Annotated in this window: 15 protein-coding genes and 1 pseudogene; 5 read left to right on the forward strand and 11 right to left on the reverse strand. The window is 73.4% G+C overall.

The window, feature by feature from the left end:
* Positions 1-59: 59 nt before the first annotated feature.
* Positions 60-962: a TIGR01777 family oxidoreductase gene (locus ACQZOG_RS07705; RefSeq protein ID WP_037639166.1), complete on the reverse strand. Its 903-nt coding sequence runs from the start codon at positions 960-962 to the stop codon at positions 60-62.
* A gap of 71 nt (positions 963-1,033) precedes the next feature.
* Between ACQZOG_RS07705 and ACQZOG_RS07710 the strand changes: the two are divergent.
* Positions 1,034-1,522, forward strand: a pseudogene (locus ACQZOG_RS07710) (N-acetyltransferase family protein); the annotation flags it as partial.
* Between the two features lie 16 nt (positions 1,523-1,538).
* On the opposite strand, the gene ACQZOG_RS07715 reads toward ACQZOG_RS07710, so the two are convergent.
* The gene (locus ACQZOG_RS07715) at positions 1,539-2,723 is read right to left on the reverse strand and encodes a MarP family serine protease (RefSeq protein ID WP_033272916.1); all 1,185 of its coding nucleotides are present in this window, start codon (positions 2,721-2,723) and stop codon (positions 1,539-1,541) included.
* A 307-nt stretch (positions 2,724-3,030) separates the two neighbouring features.
* On the opposite strand from ACQZOG_RS07715, the gene ACQZOG_RS07720 reads away from it, so the two are divergent.
* On the forward strand, positions 3,031-3,852 hold the full coding sequence (locus ACQZOG_RS07720) for a peptidoglycan recognition protein family protein (protein WP_033272917.1): 822 nt from the start codon (positions 3,031-3,033) through the stop codon (positions 3,850-3,852).
* On the forward strand, positions 3,849-4,025 hold the full coding sequence (locus ACQZOG_RS07725; RefSeq protein WP_167338179.1) for a hypothetical protein: 177 nt from the start codon (positions 3,849-3,851) through the stop codon (positions 4,023-4,025). The genes ACQZOG_RS07720 and ACQZOG_RS07725 overlap by 4 nt, the downstream gene beginning before the upstream one ends.
* Positions 4,026-4,044: 19 nt before the next feature.
* Here the strand turns inward: ACQZOG_RS07725 and ACQZOG_RS07730 are convergent, their stop codons facing one another.
* The 7 genes from ACQZOG_RS07730 to ACQZOG_RS07760 form a co-directional block, all read right to left on the reverse strand.
* Positions 4,045-4,566, reverse strand: coding sequence for a DUF4240 domain-containing protein (locus tag ACQZOG_RS07730; RefSeq protein WP_033272918.1), 522 nt, complete (start codon positions 4,564-4,566; stop codon positions 4,045-4,047).
* Between the two features lie 122 nt (positions 4,567-4,688).
* The gene (locus ACQZOG_RS07735; RefSeq protein ID WP_261674912.1) at positions 4,689-5,675 is read right to left on the reverse strand and encodes a helix-turn-helix transcriptional regulator; all 987 of its coding nucleotides are present in this window, start codon (positions 5,673-5,675) and stop codon (positions 4,689-4,691) included.
* 73 nt (positions 5,676-5,748) lie between these two features.
* Positions 5,749-8,451 carry a pyruvate dehydrogenase (acetyl-transferring), homodimeric type gene (aceE, locus tag ACQZOG_RS07740; protein ID WP_033272920.1) on the reverse strand — a complete coding sequence of 901 codons (2,703 nt, stop codon included), beginning with the start codon at positions 8,449-8,451 and terminating at the stop codon, positions 5,749-5,751.
* A 356-nt stretch (positions 8,452-8,807) separates the two neighbouring features.
* Positions 8,808-9,431, reverse strand: a complete 624-nt coding sequence (locus ACQZOG_RS07745) for a GntR family transcriptional regulator (protein WP_033272921.1) — start codon at positions 9,429-9,431, stop codon at positions 8,808-8,810.
* Between the two features lie 217 nt (positions 9,432-9,648).
* Positions 9,649-11,457, reverse strand: coding sequence for a 2-oxoglutarate dehydrogenase, E2 component, dihydrolipoamide succinyltransferase (gene sucB / locus ACQZOG_RS07750; protein ID WP_430741397.1), 1,809 nt, complete (start codon positions 11,455-11,457; stop codon positions 9,649-9,651).
* Positions 11,458-11,518: 61 nt separating this feature from the next.
* On the reverse strand, positions 11,519-12,907 hold the full coding sequence (lpdA, locus tag ACQZOG_RS07755; RefSeq protein WP_033272923.1) for a dihydrolipoyl dehydrogenase: 1,389 nt from the start codon (positions 12,905-12,907) through the stop codon (positions 11,519-11,521).
* 227 nt (positions 12,908-13,134) lie between these two features.
* On the reverse strand, positions 13,135-14,673 hold the full coding sequence (locus tag ACQZOG_RS07760) for a leucyl aminopeptidase (RefSeq protein WP_033272924.1): 1,539 nt from the start codon (positions 14,671-14,673) through the stop codon (positions 13,135-13,137).
* Between the two features lie 290 nt (positions 14,674-14,963).
* On the opposite strand from ACQZOG_RS07760, the gene ACQZOG_RS07765 reads away from it, so the two are divergent.
* Complete coding sequence (locus ACQZOG_RS07765; protein WP_261674909.1) at positions 14,964-15,776, forward strand: endo alpha-1,4 polygalactosaminidase; 813 nt, start codon at positions 14,964-14,966, stop codon at positions 15,774-15,776.
* Here ACQZOG_RS07765 and ACQZOG_RS07770 read toward each other — a convergent pair.
* A complete protein-coding gene (locus ACQZOG_RS07770; RefSeq protein WP_051724368.1) occupies positions 15,736-16,341 on the reverse strand; it encodes an RDD family protein in 606 nt (201 codons plus the stop codon). The two genes, ACQZOG_RS07765 and ACQZOG_RS07770, sit on opposite strands and share 41 nt — an antisense overlap.
* 82 nt (positions 16,342-16,423) lie before the next feature.
* Positions 16,424-17,233, reverse strand: coding sequence for an adenosylcobinamide-GDP ribazoletransferase (locus tag ACQZOG_RS07775; protein ID WP_193467579.1), 810 nt, complete (start codon positions 17,231-17,233; stop codon positions 16,424-16,426).
* Positions 17,234-17,293: 60 nt separating this feature from the next.
* On the opposite strand from ACQZOG_RS07775, the gene ACQZOG_RS07780 reads away from it, so the two are divergent.
* Entirely contained in the window at positions 17,294-18,034 is a 741-nt protein-coding gene (locus ACQZOG_RS07780) for a hypothetical protein (protein ID WP_033272928.1), read from the forward strand.
* The last annotated feature ends 141 nt before the right edge of the window (positions 18,035-18,175 follow it).

Raw genomic sequence — 18,175 nt, forward strand, 5'->3', positions numbered from 1 at the left:
ACAGGGCGCGGTCGCAGAGGGATCAGAAGAGGTCGCCCGCCGCCCTCGCCCCCCGCCCCCTACAGCGCCGCCCTGATCGCCCCCTCGATCCGGGGGAACGCGAACCGGAAACCGGACGCCAGCAGCCGCGCCGGAACCACCCGCGCGCTGCCCAGCACGTCCCCCGCCATCCCGCCGAGCACCGCCCGCAGCACCGGTGCCGGCACCGCGACCACGGCGGGACGCCGCAGCACGTGCGCCATCGCCGCGGTGATCTCACGGTTCGTCAGCGGCTCGGGCGCCGTCAGGTTGAACGGCCCCGACAGCCCGTCCGTGTCCAGCAGATGCCGCAGCGCCGCCACCTCGTCGTGCAGCGCGATGTACGACCAGTACTGCCGCCCGTTCCCGAGCCGCCCGCCCAGACCGGCCCGGAACAGCGGGAACATCCGCCCCCACGCCCCGCCCCCGGGCGCCACCACGAGCCCCGTGCGCGCGAACACCGTCCGCACGCCCGCCTCCCTGGCAGGCGCCGCGGCGGCCTCCCACGCCACGCACACCTCGGGCAGGAACCCCTCGCCCGCGGGCGCGTCCTCGTCCACCGCGCGGTCGCCGGTCTCGCCGTAGTAGCCGATCGCGCTGCCGTTCAGGAACACCCGGGGCCGGGCGTCCTCGGGCAGCCCGGCGACCGCCTCGGCGAGAGCCGTCGTGCCCCGCACCCGGCTGGAGCGGATCAGCTCCTTGTACGCGTCGGTCCAGCGCCGGTCGCCGACCCCGGCGCCCGCCAGGTTCACCACCGCGTCGCACCCGGCGAGTCCCGCCGCGTCCACGGTCCCGCGGCCGGGGTCCCAGCGGACCTCGTCCGCCGACCGGGGTTCCCGGCGCACCAGCCGCAGCACCGTGTGCCCGTCCGCCGTCAGCGACCGCGCCAGGGCAGAGCCGATCAGTCCGGACGCCCCGGCCACCGCGATCCGCGCATGTTCCATGGCTCCCATCCTGCCCCGGACGCGCGGATATTCACGGTGAGGACGGCAGGTGGAGTCCTAGAGTGACGCGCATGCCGGAACCGCTCGTACGCCCCGCCCGCCCCGACGACGAGGGCGTCCTGGCCCGTCTGGACCGCGAGTCCTGGTCGCCGCTGTTCGAGGTGCGGCCCGCACCGCCCGCACCCGACGATCCCTTCTTCCGCCCGGCGTGCGGCCCGGACGCCCACCTCGTCGCCGAGGACGACGGACGCGTCGTGGGCTACGTCCGGCTCCTGCCGGCCTCGCCCCTGGAGACCAACGCGCACGTGCTGCAGATCTGCGGCCTGGTCGTCGCCGAAGAGGCGCGCGGCAAGGGCGCCGGCCGCGCCCTGGTGCGGGCCGCCGTCGAGGTGGCCCGCCGCCGGGGAGCCCGCCGGATCACCCTGCGGGTCCTCGGCCCCAACACCGTCGCCCGCACCCTGTACACGTCCGAGGGCTTCGCCGTGGAGGGCGTGCTGCCCGGCGAGTTCCACGTCGGCGGGCGCTACGTGGACGACGTCCTGATGGGGCGCAGCCTCCTCCGAGCCGCGGCTCCCGCTACGACGTCACCGGCTGCCCCGTGTCCACCGGATCGGTCGCCGTGGCCGCCCGCGCGGCCTCGTCGGCCACCTCGTCCGCCGTCAGCACGTACCCCGTCTCCGCGTCCGACGTGGAACGCGCGAACACCACGCCGAACACCCGCCCCTCGGTGGTCAGCAGCGGTCCGCCCGAGTTGCCCGGGCGGACCGTGGAGCGGATCGAGTAGATCTCCCGGGTGACCGGCGCGTCGTTGTAGATGTTCTGCCCGCGCGCCTGCACCCGCGCCGCGACCGTCGCCGCCTGGAGGTTCAGGTCGCCGTCCTGCGGATAGCCCGCCACCACCGCCGCCGCGCCCCGCTCCGCGTCGTCGTCGAACGCCAGCACCGGCGCCGTCAGGTCCGGCACGTACAGCACGGCCACGTCGGTCTGCGCGTCGAACAGCACCACCCGCGCCTCGTACGTCCGCCCGACGCCGCCCACCCGGACGGTCGGCTCGTCGATGCCCGCCACCACGTGCGCGTTCGTCATCACGTGCTCCCGCGCGTACACGAACCCGCTGCCCTCGCGGCCCTGCGTGCCGGCCACGCCCTCCACCTTCACCGTGCTGCGCTGCGCCGCGCGGGTGGCGGCCGCCGTCACGTTGTCCCCGGTCGGCGCGGCGACCTCGGCGGTCGACTCGTTCTCGAACGGGTTGAACACCTGCGGGAAACCCGCCTCGGTCAGCGCCGACGTCGCCCGCGAGAACCAGGCCGGCGTGGTGTCCGGCATCGCGTCCTGCACCGCGCCCAGCAGCCGCGAGTCCCGGATCGCCGACGTCACCAGCGGCGACGAGGACGCGCCCAGCACGCTCGCCGCCACCCACGCCACGATCAGCACCGCCACCGCGTTCGCCGCGGCCCCGCCGACCCCGTCCGCCACCCGCAGCGGGCCGCGGTCCAGCTCCCGGCGCAGTCGCAGCCCCAGCCGCCCCGCCAGCTCGTGCCCCACGACGGCCGGCAGCAGCACCGTGAACACCGCGGTCACCGTCGCCCGTGTGGTCCCCGGCGTCACCAGGTCCATCACCCACGGCAGGATCCACACGCCGACGACCGCGCCGCCCACGAAACCGGCCAGGGACACACAGCCGGCCACCAGTCCGCGCCGGTAACCGGACGCCGCATAGGCCAGGACGACCAGCATCAGCAGGATGTCGAGCAGATCCACGCACGCCGCCTTTCTCTCGGGACCACGACCCTCAGTACGGGGCCCGGGGGCCACGTGATCAGCCACACGCCGGCCGGATGCGGGGGAGCGGCCCGCGAGGCGCGCGTGCACTGGGGAAAACGTCACGCACCGGGACGATGGTTCCACCGGCCGTCCACCGACTGGCGGAGCAGACGTCGCGTGCCGCCGCGGCCCGCCCCACAGTGAGACCATGCGTGTCCCCAGGAGACCGCGCGGCGCGCGGAAGCCCCGCCCGGCCCGGATACCCGGCGAACCCGGCTCCACGCGGCTGCCGAGAACGGTCACCGTGCCCCTCGGCTTCGTGCCGGGCGCGGCCGCGGCCGTCGCGCTGGTGCTGAGCGCCTACGGCGTCGAACGGGCCGCCGAGTCCTCCGACGCCCAGGCCGCCGCCCGCCCCGTGCCCGCCTTCCACGCCCCCCGGCCGGCCATCGTGCCGCGCGCGGCATGGCTCGGCGACGCGGCCCGCGACCAGCCGCCGCCGCGCTACGACGACCAGGTCGTCGCCGTGTTCATCCACCACACCGACTCGCCCAACGGGTACGACTGCGCCGACGCCCCCGGCATCCTCCGGGCGCTGTACGAGGGACAGACCCAGGGCCGCGACTGGGACGACCTCGGCTACAACTTCGTCGTCGACCGCTGCGGCACCGTCTACGAGGGCCGCGCCGGCGGCGCCGACCGGCCCGTCACCGGCGCCCACACCCAGGGCTTCAACCACCGCACCGCGGGCATCGCCGCCCTCGGCACCTTCACCGAGGGCGTCGAGGTGCCGGACGAGATGCTGCGCGCGATCGCCGCCGTGACCGCCTGGAAACTCGGCCCCTCCGGCACCGACCCCCGTTCCGAGGTGCGGCTGGTCTCCAGCAACGGCGGCAGCCGCTACGCGGCCGGCACCACAGCCACCCTGCCCGCCGTCGCGGGGCACAGCGACGGCTACATGACCGACTGCCCGGGCGCCGCCCTGCACGCGCGGCTCCCGGAGATCAGAGACCTCGCGGCCCGCGTCCAGGGCCGCGACGCCGGCACCGGCACCGACCGGGACACCGGCACCGACACAGAGCGCGTCGATCTGGAAGACGGCGCACCGAACGAAGAGCTGAGCCCATGAGCGACACCCCTGACCGAAGTACCCCCTGGGCGGACGCCCTGCGCCGCCCCTGGACCGCCCTGTGCGCCGCCGCGGCCGTCGTCCTCGGCCCCGCAGCCTCCACGGCCTCCGCCCTCATGCAGGCCAACGCGGCCCCCCTGCGCCACGCGCAGAGCCCCCACCGGCGCCTGTGACCGGCGCCCGGCCCGCGGCTCAGTCCCCGCGGAACCTCTCCCACAGCCGCGGGTAGCGCGCGGCGAGCAGCGCCTCGTTCTCGAAGTCGAGCGGCGTGCCCTCCGGCTCCTCGGGAGCCGGAGGGAGGCCGAGGTCGGGCATCACCAGCCCGGTGAGCTGCTCGTACGCCTCGTCGGCCGCGTAGCCCAGGTCCTCGGCGTCACCGTCGACCTCCTCGTCGAAGTCGTCGAGGAGCTCGGCGAGCGCGTCCGGGTCGTGCAGCGCGCCCTCGAACACCTCACGGCCCTGGCCGATGAGCCAGCACCGGAAGAAGTCGAAGGCGTCGTCGCTGCATCCGTCCAGCAGCACCCACGCGGCGCCCCACAGGTCCCAGCGGTACGCGCGCTGGTAGCGCGCCTCGAAGTGACGGGCGAAGTCCAGCACGGCCTCGGGGTCCAGCAGCACGAGCCGCTCCACGAGCAGATCGGCCTGCTCCTCGGGATCCCCCTCGGCATCCTCCCGAGCCCCGTCCACCAACGCCCAGAACTCCGTCTCGTCCATCACGAGACAAGCATCGACCCATTCACCCCCCAGGGGCGCGGGGAACTGCGCAAAAGGGGGTCCGGGGGCGAAGCCCCCAGGGACGGGAGGGAAAGGGGCGGAGGGGGCGAAAAACCCTGCTCTCACCCCCGGTACAACCGCACCACCCTCTCCGCCTCGGAGGCGAAGAACTCCCGCAACGAGTCCGGCTCCACAACCTCCGCCTCCGCCCCCAGCGAAGCCAACTGCGTCCGCGCCACCTCCTCGGACTCGACGGGCAGCGTCACCGTCACCCACTCCCCGTCCCCGGGCGCGGCCACCCCTTCCAGCACCTCCCGCGCCACGCCGGAGTCCACCGCGTACGGCAGCCTCCGCACCCCCTCCGCCGACAGCCGCACCACCACCTCCGCCCGCAGGATCGACCGCGCGAACTGCTCCGCACGCTCCTCCCAGAACGCCGGCAGGTCGAACTCCTCCGCCCGCTCGAACCGCTCCTCACACGGCTCCACCGCCGTGAACCGGTCGATCCGGTACACCCGGAAGGAGTCCCGCCCCGCGACCCGCGCGCACAGGTACCAGACACCCGCCTTCAGCACGAGCCCGTACGGCTCCAGCTCCCGCTCCACCTCCTGCCGCCGCTCCCCGGACCCGCGCCGGTAGCGGGCGCCGATCCGCCGGTCGTCCCACACCGCGTCCGCCACCGCCGGCAGCAGCTCCGGCGTCTCGGGCTCCCGGAACCAGTTCGGCGCGTCCAGGTGGAACCGCTGCGCGGCCGTCCGCGAGGCGTCCCGCAGCGACGGCAGCAGCGCGGCGGACACCTTCAGCCGGGCCGCCGATGCCGCGTCCTCCAGGCCCATCTCCCGCAGCGCGCCCGGCACCCCGGAGAGGAACAGCGCCTCCGCCTCGCCGCGCGCCAGCCCCGTCAGCCGGGTCCGGTACCCGCCGACCAGCCGGTAGCCGCCGATCCGCCCCCGGTCCGCGTACACCGGCACGCCCGCCTCCGACAGCGCCTGCGCGTCACGGGTGACCGTACGCTCCGACACCTCCAGCTCCCGGGCCAGCTCGGCGGCGGTCATGGAGGGCCGGGACTGCAGCAGCAACACCATCTTGATCAACCGGGCAGCACGCATGCGCCCATCATGCAAGAGGCCCCCGCCGCCACGCGCACGCGCGTGACGACGGGGGCCTCCCGCAACTCCTGCCCTACAGGCCGTACTTCTCCCGGGCCTCCTTCACCGCGGTGGCCTTCACCTCGCCGCGGCGGGCGAGCTGGGCCAGGGCCGCGACGACGATCGACTCGGCGTCCACGCCGAAGTGGCGGCGGGCCGCCTCACGGGTGTCCGACAGGCCGAAGCCGTCGGCGCCCAGCGAGGAGTAGTCCTGCTCGACCCACTGCGCGATCTGGTCCGGGACCTGGCGCATGTAGTCGGACACCGCCAGCACCGGGCCCTCGGCGCCCTGGAGCGCCTGCCGGACGTACGGCACCCGGTCCTCGCCGCGGAGCAGGGCCTCGTCGGCCTCCATCGCGTCGCGGCGCAGCTCGGTCCACGAGGTGGCGGACCACACGTCGGCGGACACGCCCCACTCCTCGGCGAGCATCGCCTGCGCCTTCAGCGCCCAGTGGATCGCCGTGCCGGAGCCCAGCAGCTGGATGCGCGGGGCGTTGGCGGCGGGCGACAGGCCGGCGGACTCCGCCGTGTTGAAGCGGTACAGGCCCTTGACGATGCCCTCGTCGACGCCCGCCGCCTGCGGCTTCGCGGGCTGCGGCAGCGGCTCGTTGTAGACCGTCAGGTAGTAGAAGACGTTCTGGTCCTCGTCCGGCTTCGCCTCGCCGAACATCCGGCGCAGACCCTCCTTGACGATGACCGCGATCTCGTAGGCGAACGCCGGGTCGTACGTCAGGGCGGCCGGGTTGGTCGCCGCGATGACGGGGGAGTGGCCGTCGGCGTGCTGGAGGCCCTCGCCGGTCAGCGTGGTGCGGCCCGCGGTGGCGCCGACCAGGAAGCCGCGGCCCAGCTGGTCGCCGAGCTGCCACATCTGGTCGCCGGTGCGCTGCCAGCCGAACATCGAGTAGTAGATGTAGAACGGGATCATCGTCTCGCCGTGCGTCGAGTACGACGTCGACGCGGCGATGAACTCGGCCATGGCGCCGGCCTCGGTGATCCCCTCGTTGAAGATCTGGCCGTTCTTGGCTTCCTTGTAGTACATCAGCTGGTCACGGTCGACCGGCTCGTACGTCTGGCCCATCGGCGAGTAGATGCCGAGGGACGGGAAGAGGCTCTCCATGCCGAAGGTGCGCGCCTCGTCGGGGACGATCGGCACCCAGCGCTTGCCGGTCTCCTTGTCGCGGACCAGGTCCTTGACGAGGCGGACGAACGCCATCGTGGTGGCCACGTTCTGCGAGCCGGAGCCCTTGTCGAACGCGGCGAACGCCTTGTCGGCCGGCTGCGGCAGCGGCGCGACCGGGTGCACGCGGCGGGCCGGGGCGGGGCCGCCGAGGGCGGCACGGCGCTCCTGGAGGTAGCGGACCTCGGGGGAGTCGGCGCCCGGGTGCACGTAGGGCACCACGCCGTCGACGAACCGCGAGTCCGGGATCGGCAGCTCGAGCCGGTCGCGCATCGCCTTGAACTCGTCCACCGTCAGCTTCTTCATCTGGTGGTTGGCGTTCTTCGACGCGAAGCCCTCACCGAGGGTGTGGCCCTTGACGGTCTGCGCCAGGATCACGGTCGGCGCGCCCTTGTGGGACAGCGCGGCCTTGTACGCGGCGTACACCTTGCGGGACTCGTGGCCGCCGCGCGAGAGGTGGAAGCACTCGAGGATCTTGTCGTCGCTCAGCAGCTTCGCCATCTCGACGAGCGCCGGGTCCTTGCCGAAGAAGTCCTCGCGGATGTAGGCGGCGTCGCGCGTCTGGTACGTCTGCACCTGCGCGTCCGGCACCTCGCGGAGGCGGCGGACCAGGGCGCCCGTGGTGTCGAGCTGGAACAGCTCGTCCCAGGCGGTGCCCCACAGGGTCTTGATCACGTTCCAGCCGGCGCCGCGGAACTGGGCCTCCAGCTCCTGGACGATCTTGAAGTTGGCGCGGACCGGGCCGTCGAGGCGCTGCAGGTTGCAGTTGACGACGAAGGTCAGGTTGTCCAGCTGCTCGCGGGAGGCGAGGGTGAGCGCGGTCGTCGACTCGGGCTCGTCCATCTCGCCGTCGCCGAGGAACGCCCACACGTGGGAGTCGGAGACGTCCTTGATGCCGCGGCTGGTCAGGTAGCGGTTGAAGCGCGCCTGGTAGATCGCGGAGATCGGGCCGAGGCCCATCGACACGGTGGGGAACTCCCACAGCCAGGGCAGACGCCGCGGGTGCGGGTAGGACGGCAGGCCGTTGCCGCCCGCCTCACGGCGGAAGTTGTCGAGCTGCTCCTCGCCGATCCGGCCGTCGAGGAACGCGCGGGCGTAGATGCCGGGGGAGGCGTGGCCCTGGATGTAGAGCTGGTCGCCGGAGCCGTCCCCCTCCTTGCCGCGGAAGAAGTGGTTGAAGCCGGTCTCGTAGAGCCACGCGGCCGAGGCGAAGGTGGCGATGTGGCCGCCCACGCCGTACTTGCTGCCGCGGGTCACCATCGCCGCCGCGTTCCAGCGGTTCCAGGCGGTGATGCGCTGCTCCAGCGCCTCGTCGCCGTCCACCGCGGGCTCGGCCGCGGTGGGGATCGTGTTGACGTAGTCCGTCTCGAGCAGCTTGGGCAGCGCGACGCCGGCGCCCTCGGCACGCTCCAGCGTGCGCCGCATCAGGTACGCGGCACGGTGCGGCCCGGCCGCCGCGGTCACGGCGTCCAGGGAGGCCTGCCACTCGGCGGTCTCCTCCGGGTCGCGGTCCGGGAGCTGGTCGAGCTCGCTCGGCTGGATGGCGTTGGGGTCGGTCATGTCGCCGCCTTCCTCAGTCGAAGGGGGTGCCCTCAGAAGGGTTCGGGGGTGCCCTTTGTCTTTGGCAGGACAGGGCTGCGGACTTCGGTGGAAGTCCGCAGGCGACAATAACTCCGTGATCGATGATCGATCAAAGGGTTGAGGGGCAAAATCGCGTGATCCGGAGAAAGTCGGCACGCGGTGCCTCCGGCGGTGGCACGCGGTGACGGGTTTTCGGCGCGTTTGCGCAGGTGAGGGGCGTGTCGCGCGGAAGAGCACGGGGGGTGCGGCGGGGTGGCGACCGCGGGTCGGCTGTGGCTGGTCGCGCAGTTCCCCGCGCCCCTGAGGGGGCGCGGGGAACTGCGCGAAAGGGTCACTCAGGCGCGCGGGGCGCACCCGAGCACATGGGACTTGACCAGTTCCGCGATCCGCGGGTCGCGGCGGCGGAAGGCCGCGACCAGCTCCTCGTGCTCCTCCGCGTAGGACTGCTGCACCGTCCCCAGCCACCGTATCGACAGCGCCGTGAACACCTCGATCCCCAGCCCCTCCCACGTGTGCAGCAGCACCGAGTTCCCCGCCGCCCGCACCAGCTCCCGGTGGAACCCCACCGTGTGCCGCACCTGCGCGGTCCCGTCGGACATCCGGTCCGCCTCGTACAGCGCGGACACGTGCGGCTCCAGCGCCGAGCAGTCCTCCGCCAGCCGCGCCGCCGCCAGCTCCGCCGCGATCGCCTCCAGGCCGGCCCGGACCGGGTAGCTCTCCTCCAGGTCGGCCGCCGTCAGGTTCCGCACCCGCACGCCCTTGTTCGGCGCCGACTCGATCAGCCGCAGCGACTCCAGCTCGCGCAGCGCCTCCCGCACGGGCGTCTGGCTGACCTCCAGCTCGGTCGCGATGCGCCGCTCCACGATCCGCTCGCCCGGCTTCCAGCGCCCGCTGATGATCCCTTCCAGGATGTGCTCGCGGATCTGCTCGCGCAGCGAGTGGACGACGGGCGCGGTCATGACGGGCTCCTTAGCGGGGCCCGCGGGCCCCCGGGGGGCTTTGACGAATAGACAATACGGCCGGGAGCCCGCCCGGGTGGGGCGCGCGGGGGCGCTTTCGCCCAGGTGAGACGAGACTTACACGCCCCATGTGACGGTGCCCCCGTCCGGAAGCCGTGTGGGCTTCCGGACGGGGGCACCGAGGGACCGGATCAGCGGCCCGGGGTCACCGCCCGGTTCACAGACCGAGCTCGACCTCGAACTCGCCCGCCTCCAGGATCGCCTTGACCGCCGTCAGGTAACGGGCCGCGTCGGCGCCGTCCACCAGACGGTGGTCGTAGGAGAGGGTCAGGTACGTCATGTCGCGGATGCCGATGACGGGACCGTCCTCGGTCTCCACGATGGCCGGACGCTTGACCGTGGCGCCGATGCCGAGGATCGCGACCTGGCCCGGCGGCACGATGATCGTGTCGAAGAGCGCGCCGCGCGACCCGGTGTTGGAGATGGTGAAGGTCGCGCCGGACAGCTCGTCCGGGGTGATCTTGTTGCCGCGGACCTTGCCCGCCAGCTCCGCCGTGGCCTTGGCGATACCGGCGATGTTGAGGTCGCCGGCGTTCTTGATGACCGGGGTCATCAGGCCCTTCTCGGAGTCCACCGCGATACCGATGTTCTCGGTGTCGAAGTAGGTGATGGTCCCCTCGGCCTCGTTGATCTTGGCGTTGATCGGCGCGTGGGCCTTCAGCGCCTGGGCCGCGGCCTTGACGAAGAACGGCATCGGGGAGAGCTTGACGCCCTCGCGCGCCGCGAACGCGTCCTTGGCCCGGGCGCGCAGCTTCATCAGACGCGTGACGTCGACCTCGACGACCGAGGACAGCTGGGCCTGCTCGTGCAGGGCCTTGACCATGTTGTCGCCGATGACCTTGCGGATCCGCGGCATCTTCACGGTCTGGCCGCGCAGCGGGGAGGCCTCCAGGGTGGGGGCCTTCTTCGCGGCGGGCGCGGCGGCAGCGGCGGCCGGGGCCGGAGCCGCGGCCTTCGCGGCCTCGGCGGCGGCGAGCACGTCCTGCTTGCGGATACGGCCGCCGACGCCGGTGCCCTTGACGGTGGACAGGTCGACGCCGTTCTCGGCGGCGAGCTTGCGCACCAGCGGGGTCACGTAGGCGCCGTCGTCCGAGGCCGGGGCGGCGGCCGGGGCCGGGGTGGCGGCCGGGGCCGGGGTGGCGGGCGCCTGCGGGGCCGGCGCGGGCGCCGGAGCAGGAGCGGGCGCCGGGGCGGCCGGGGCCGGAGCGGCCTGCTGCGGAGCCGGAGCCGGAGCCGGAGCGGCCGGGGCGGGAGCCGGGGTGGGCTCCGGCGCCGGGGCGGGCTCGGGCTGCGCCGGGGCGGCCGGGGCCTCCTGCGCGGGGGCGGCGGCCGGAGCGGCGCCGGCCTCGCCGATGACGGCGAGCTTCGCGCCGACCTCGGCGGTCTCGTCCTCGCCGACCACGATCTCCAGCAGGGTGCCGGACGCGGGGGCGGGGATCTCGGTGTCGACCTTGTCGGTGGACACCTCGAGCAGCGGCTCGTCGGCCTCGACGGTGTCGCCCACCGACTTCAGCCAGCGGGTGACGGTGCCCTCGGTGACGGACTCGCCGAGCGCCGGCAGGACCACGTCGGTGCCCTGCGCGGAACCGCCGCCGGCCGAGGCCTCGGCGGTGGGGGCGGGGGCCGGGGCGGCCTGCTCGGTGGACGGCTGGGCCTGCGGCTCCGGCGCGGGGGCCGGCGGGGCGGCCTGCTCGGCGGCCGGGGCCTCGGTGGCCGCGGGGGCGCCGCTGCCGTCGTCGATCAGGGCCAGCTCGGCGCCGACCTCGACCGTCTCGTCCTCGGCGACCTTGATGGAGGACAGCACGCCGGAGGCAGGGGCCGGGATCTCGGTGTCGACCTTGTCGGTCGACACCTCGAGCAGCGGCTCGTCGGCCTCGACGCGCTCGCCCTCGGCCTTCAGCCAGCGGGTGACAGTGCCCTCGGTGACGCTCTCGCCGAGCGCCGGAAGGGTTACGGAAACCGCCATGGTTTCGGTTGCTCCTTAGAAGTGCGGAAGTCTGTGTCGTCGCGCCCGGTGACCGATGGGCTCAGTCGTGGGAGTGGAGGGGCTTGCCGGCCAGGGCCAGGTGGGCCTCGCCGAGCGCCTCGTTCTGCGTCGGGTGGGCGTGCACGAGCTGGGCCACCTCGGCCGGCAGCGCCTCCCAGTTGTAGATCAGCTGCGCCTCGCCGACCTGCTCGCCCATACGGTCGCCGACCATGTGGACGCCGACCACCGCACCGTCCTTGACCTGGACGAGCTTGATCTCGCCCGCGGTCTTCAGGATCTTGCTCCTGCCGTTGCCCGCGAGGTTGTACTTCAGGGCGACGACCTTGTCCGCACCGTAGATCTCCTTGGCCTTGGCCTCGGTGATGCCGACGGAGGCGACCTCGGGGTGGCAGTACGTCACCCGCGGGACGCCGTCGTAGTCGATCGGGACGGTCTTCAGACCGGCCAGCCGCTCCGCCACCAGGATGCCCTCGGCGAAGCCGACGTGCGCGAGCTGGAGCGTCGGGACGAGGTCACCGACGGCCGAGATCGTCGGGACGTTGGTGCGCATGTACTCGTCGACCAGGACGTAGCCGCGGTCCATGGCGACCCCGGCCTCCTCGTAGCCCAGGCCCTGCGAGACCGGGCCGCGGCCGACGGCGACGAGCAGGATCTCGGCCTCGAACGTCTTGCCGTCCGCCAGGGTGACCTTGACGCCGTCCTGGGTGTACTCGGCCTTCTCGAAGAAGGTGCCCAGGTTGAACTTGATGCCGCGCTTGCGGAACGCGCGCTCGAGCAGCTTGGAGCTGTTCTCGTCCTCGACCGGGACGAGGTGCTTCATGCCCTCGATGACCGTGACGTCGGTGCCGAAGGACTTCCACGCGGACGCGAACTCGACCCCGATGACGCCGCCGCCCAGGACGATCGCGGACGTGGGCACGCGGTCCAGGACCAGGGCGTGGTCGGAGGAGATGATCCGGTCGCCGTCGATCTCCAGGCCCGGCAGCGACTTCGGCACGGAGCCGGTCGCCAGCAGGACGTGGCGGCCCTGGACGCGCTGGCCGTTCACGTCGACGGAGGTGGGGGAGGACAGCCGGCCCTCGCCCTCGATGTAGGTGATCTTGCGGGAGGCGATCAGCCCCTGAAGACCCTTGTACAGGCCGGCGATCACGTCGTCCTTGTACTTGTGGACGGCCGCGATGTCGATGCCCTCGAAGGTGGCCTTCACACCGAACTGCTCGCTCTCGCGGGCCTGGTCGGCGATCTCACCCGCGTGCAGCAGGGCCTTGGTGGGGATGCATCCGTTGTGCAGGCAGGTACCGCCGACCTTGCCCTTCTCGATCAGGGCGACGTCCAGGCCCAGCTGCGCCCCGCGCAGGGCCGCGGCGTACCCACCGCTGCCACCGCCGAGGATCACTAGGTCGAAAACGGTGCTGGCGTCGTTCGCCACGTCACGTCCTCCATGCATGTGCGCCACGCCGGTCTCCAGTGACCGGTCGGCGGCTGGTGTCCGGCCGCTCTATGTTCTCGGCCCTTGTGTGGGGCCCTGTCCTGCCGAGCCCTATCCTCGCACTTGTCGGGGCCGTACGAGACGCCGGGCCGTGGTGTGAGACGTCCCACTCCCCGGTGACGGGGCCCCGTCGCACCCGCGTACGAGGCCCGTCACCCGAGGACGCGTCAGCTCAGCTCGCCCGCGGCGGCACGCTCCGCGAGCCGCACCAGGGTCCGCACCGCGGAACCGGTGCCGCCCTTGGGGGTGTAGCCGAAGGGGCCGCCCTCGTTGAAGGCGGGGCCCGCGATGTCGAGGTGGGCCCAGGTGATGCCCTCGCCGACGAACTCGCGCAGGAACAGGCCGGCGACCAGGCCGCCGCCCATCCGCTCGCCCATGTTGGCGATGTCGGCCGTCGACGACTCCATGCCCTTGCGCAGGTGCTCCGGCAGCGGCATCGGCCAGGCCGGCTCGCCCGCCTCCTCGGCGGCCTCCTGCACCAGGGCGCGGAAGGCGTCGTCGTTGGCCATGATGCCGAAGGTGCGGTTGCCCAGCGCCAGCACCATGGCGCCGGTCAGGGTCGCCACGTCCACGACGGCGTCCGGCTTCTCCTGCGAGGCCGCCCACAGCGCGTCCGCCAGGACCAGCCGGCCCTCGGCGTCGGTGTTGAGCACCTCCACGGTCTTGCCGCTGTACATGCGCAGCACGTCGCCCGGGCGGGTCGCGGAGCCGGAGGGCATGTTCTCGGCGAGCGCGAGCCAGCCGGTGACGTTGACCTCGAGGCCCAGGCGCGCGGCGGCGACGACCGCGGCGAACACGGCGGCGGCGCCGCTCATGTCGCACTTCATCGTCTCGTTGTGCCCGGCCGGCTTCAGCGAGATGCCGCCCGAGTCGTAGGTGATGCCCTTGCCGACCAGCGCGATGTGCTTCTTCGCCTTGGACGAGGTGTACGACAGCTTCACCAGGCGCGGGCCGGACGCGGAGCCGGCGCCGACGCCGAGGATGCCGCCGTAGCCGCCCTTGACGAGGGCCTTCTCGTCGAGCACCTGCACCTTGATGCCGTGCTCCTTCGCCGCCGTCTGCGCGACCGCGGCGAACGCCTCGGGGTTGAGGTCGTTCGGCGGGGTGTTGATCAGGTCGCGGGCGCGGTTGAGCTCCTCGGACACGGCGACGGCGCGCTCGACGGCCGCCTTGTACGCCTTGTCGCGGGGCTTGCCGCCGAGCAGCGCGGCCTCGCCGAGCGGGGCCTTGGCGTTCTTGCCGTTCTTCGCGTCGCCCTGGTCCTTGTAGGCGTCGAAGGAGTACGCGCCGAGCAGCACGCCCTCGGCGACCGCGGCGGCGTCGGCGGCGTCCGTCAGGGGCAGCGCGAACGCGGCCTTCTTCGTGCCGGAGAGGGCGCGGGCGGCGACACCGGCCGCCTTGCGCAGCGCCTCGGCGTCGTAACCGGAGTCCTCCTGGGGCTGGGCGCCGAGGCCCACCGCGAGAACGAGCGGGGCCTTGAAGCCGGCGGGCGCGGGGAGCTTGGTCACCTCGCCCTCGGCACCGGACGCGCCGAGGGTCTCCAGGACACCGGCCAGGTTGCCGTCGTACGCCTGGTCCACGGCCTCGGCGCCCGGAGCGACGACGGGTCCTCCGGGCTTGGACGCGGAGCCCTTGGCGACACCGATCACGATCGCGTCGGCGCGCAGGCCGGCGACCGCGGCGGTGCTGAGAGTCAGAGCAGTCACGGTGGTGAATTCTCGCTTCCGATGTGAAGTTTCAGTGGCCGAAGGGTGTGGGTCGACCGGGCCCGGCAGCCGACCCTAATCGTGACGTCCGGGTGCGATCCCGGCGGGGGCGCCCCCGGTGCGGCGAACACTCGGCCCCGAGCCTACGCGCGTGTGCGCCCGCACTCATGGCCGGTGCACGCACGTCCCGGCCCGGAGGGTGCCCCGCGACGGCCCGGGGATGCCCGCGCGATCATGGGGGTGGCGTCGTGCCGCGGGGGTGCGGCGGCCGTGAGGTGGGGGAGCGTCCTGTGAGAAGAACGTGCGTGCTCGTCGTGCTGCTGGCCCTGGTGCTGACGGGGTGTTCCGGGGGCTCCGGCGGCTCCGGCGGCGCGGAGGCGGAGCCGTCGCCGGAGCGGCCGGGGGAGTGGTGGCGGCCGCGGCCCGGTCTGGAGTGGCAGTGGCAGCTCACCGGCCGCCTGGACACCTCCGTCGACGTGCCCGTCTACGACATCGACGGCTTCCACCACTCGAAGGAGACCGTCGACGTGCTGCACCGTGACGGCCGCAAGGTCGTCTGCTACCTGTCCACCGGGGCCTGGGAGGACTTCCGTCCGGACGCGGACGACTTCCCCCGGTCGGTGATCGGCCGGGGCAACGGCTGGGAGGGCGAGCGCTGGCTCGACATCCGCCGCACCGACGTCCTGGAGCCGCTGATGGCTGAACGCCTCGACATGTGCCGCGACAAGGGCTTCGACGCGGTCGAGCCGGACAACATGGACGGCTACCGCAACCGCACCGGCTTCCCGCTCACGGCCGGCGACCAGCTCCGCTACAACAGGCTGATCGCCCGGCTGGCGCACGAACGCGGCATGGCGGTCGGCCTGAAGAACGACCTGGACCAGATCCCGGAGCTGGTCGGCGACTTCGACTTCGCGGTCAACGAGCAGTGCGCCCAGTACGGCGAGTGCGAGCGGCTCACCCCGTTCGTGGAGGCGGGCAAGGCCGTCTTCCACGTCGAGTACGAGCTGCCCACCGCCCGCTTCTGCGCCGACTCCCGCCGGCTCGGACTGAGCTCGCTGCTCAAGAGGTGGTCACTCGACGCGTGGCGGCGAACCTGCTGAGCTCCACGGAGGCCACCGAGGTCCCGGCGACCCGGTCGGCGAGGGACCGCCGCCGGCCGCCCAGCACCGGCAGCGCGTTCAGCAGGAACAGGACCACCGCGGCCAGCCACACCAGCACCGACAGCACGATCTCGCCCTCGACCAGCAGCACGCACGCCACCGCGTACACGGCGACGTCGGTGGCGGTGGTCACGGCCGCGCGCAGCGCCGCCCGGCGGGGCGTGCGCGGCACGACCTTCAGTCCGGTCAGGGCCTTTCCTGCGGTCCGCCCGGCGAGGGCGAGGCACGCCCACTGGTAGAGGAAGGCGGCGACGACCAGCAGCCCGAACGCCTGCTGCACGTACCCCACCGACTTGTCCCACAGCGACGTGCCCAGACCGGCCGACGCGTCCAGCACGTCCCCGCGCGCGGTGAGCAGGTCGAAGCCGCCGCGCGCGGCCAGTTCGGGCACGTCGGTCACCAGCGCGGACACCCGGTTGAAGGTGAGCACCGCCAGCAGCGAGGCCAGCGCCACCACCAGCGCGAAGTCGATCAACCAGGCAGTGGCACGACGAAATGCCGACATCAACGTCCCCCGTGTGTCTGTCGATTCGACTCACAGGGTAGTGGCGGGACGGAGGGGCCCCCAGAGGGCGGCGGAGATCGTTTCAGCCCAGTGACATGACGACGAGCGCGGTCGTCGCCGCCGTCTCCGCCACCCCGCCGAACACGTCGCCGGTCACCCCGCCGAACCGCCGCACACAGCGCCGCAGCAGCAGTTCGGCCGCCCCGGCCGCCGCCACCACCGCCAGCCCGGCGCGCACTGCGTCGTACGCCCCCAGCGCCGCGCCCGCGCCCGCGAGCAGCCCGGCCGCGAGGAGCGCGACCGCCGCCGCGCCCCGCACCGGCACCGCCCCCGCGACCGCCGCGCCCAGTCCCTCCGGCCGGGCGGCCGGCACGCCGGTGCGCGCGGCCAGGGTGAGCGCGACCCGCGCCGCGACCGCCGACACCACGGCGGCCAGCGCGCCCCGCGCCCAGGAACCGCCGTACGCCTGCGCCAGCGCCGCCACCTGCGCCAGCAGTACGAGCACCAGCGTGAGGACCCCGAACGGTCCGACGTCCGACTGCTTCATGATCCGCAGCGCGTCCTCGGCGGGCCTGCCGCTGCCCAGACCGTCCGCGGTGTCGGCCAGCCCGTCCAGGTGCAGCCCCCGCGTCAGCGCGGCCGGCACGGCGACGGAGGCCACGGCGGCGAGCGGCGCCCCCGCCCCGAGGGCGAGCAGCGCCAGTCCCGTCGCGGCGGCGAGCACGCCCACCACCAGGCCGACCACGGGCGCGCAGAGCATGCCCGCCCGCGCGGCCGGACGGTCCCAGCGGGTCAGCCCGGCCGGGAGCACGGTGAGGGTGCCGAAGGCGAAGCGGAGGCCGTCGGCGGGGGAGGCGGAGGGCGCGGGGGACGCGGGGGAGGGCTCGGACACCGGCGCAGATTACCCGGCGGTCACCAGGGCGCCCGGCGGGGCCATGAATAAAGTGCGCATATGGGACAGTGGCTGGAGCGGAACATCATCGAGCCGGGCAAGCTCCCACTGCTCCTCGCCCTGGCCGCGTTCGTCCTCACCTTCGTGATCACGCGGATCATCACCCGCCTGATCCGGGCCGGCAAAGGACCCTTCGGCAACGTCACCGCCGGCTCGGTGCACGTCCACCACGTGGTGCCCGGCGTCATCCTCACCGTCGTCGGCGGCTTCGGCGCGGTGGCGAGCGGGGGGCACGGCTTCGGCCCGTACCTCAGCGCGGTGCTGTTCGGCGTCGGCGCGGGGCTCGTCCTCGACGAGTTCGCGCTGATCCTCCACCTGGACGACGTGTACTGGTCCGAGGCGGGGCGCAAGAGCGTGGAGATGGTGGTGCTGACGGCGGCGCTGGTCGTCCTGCTGCTGGCCGGGTTCGCGCCGTTCGGCGTCAACGACCTGTCCCAGCAGGAACTCCAGAACCGCGCGGGCGCGCTGACCGGCGTCGCGGTGAACTTCTGCTTCGCGCTGATCGCGCTGAGCAAGGGGAAGGTGCGGCTCGCGGTCTTCGGGGTGATCGTCCCGGTGGTGGCACTCGTCGGCTCCCTGCGGCTGGCCCGGCCGGGGTCACCGTGGGCGAAACGCTTCTACCGCCGCCGCCATCGCGCCCGCGCGAAGGCGCTGCTGCGGGCCTACCGCCACGACCGCCGGTGGTCCCGCCCGGCACGGACGATCCAGGACTGGCTGGGCGGCAAACCCGACCGCCCCTGAAAGGGGCGCGGACAACTACGCGAACAGCGGCGCACCGCACCTGCCCCTGAAAACCCGGGAAAGGGCCATCACCCTCCAGGGGCGCGGACAACTACGCGAACAGCGGCGCACCGCACCTGCCCCTGAAAACCCGGTGAAGGG

This window comes from Streptomyces sp. P13-3-3, assembly GCF_050571355.1.
Lineage (GTDB): Bacteria > Actinomycetota > Actinomycetes > Streptomycetales > Streptomycetaceae > Streptomyces > Streptomyces althioticus.